Here is a 291-nt window from a genome sequence, read left to right as displayed (position 1 = left end):
GAAGACGAACTGATGTCCCTTGAAGCCGTGGCGGCGCAGGATCGCCTCGATGATCTGCGGCGCGGTCTGTTGCTGAAAGATGCGGCTGGTGCGCGTGAGGCGCAGGCGCGCGGCATGCGCCTTGATCACGAAGCGATACGTGCGCTGATCCTTGGTCGTGGTCAGGTGGCTGAACTTCGCCACCCAACCGTTGAACAGACGCGGTTCGTCCTCTCTGGGCGCGATCGTGAACGTAGCGTCCTTGCCGAGATAATCCTTGCGCTCAAGCGCATCCGGATGCGTCAGGTCGAC

Annotated in this window: 1 protein-coding gene; it reads right to left on the bottom strand. The window is 62.2% G+C overall.

The features are described from left to right. A partial coding sequence (locus tag AC4HNJ_RS21800; RefSeq protein ID WP_490481714.1) for a contractile injection system protein, VgrG/Pvc8 family occupies positions 1-291 on the bottom strand: 291 nt, incomplete at both ends.

It is taken from the genome of Dyella sp. SYSU CM1112 (genome assembly GCF_058216415.1).
Note: the sequence above shows the minus strand (reverse complement) of the source record. Positions and strands in the feature narration are given on the sequence as shown.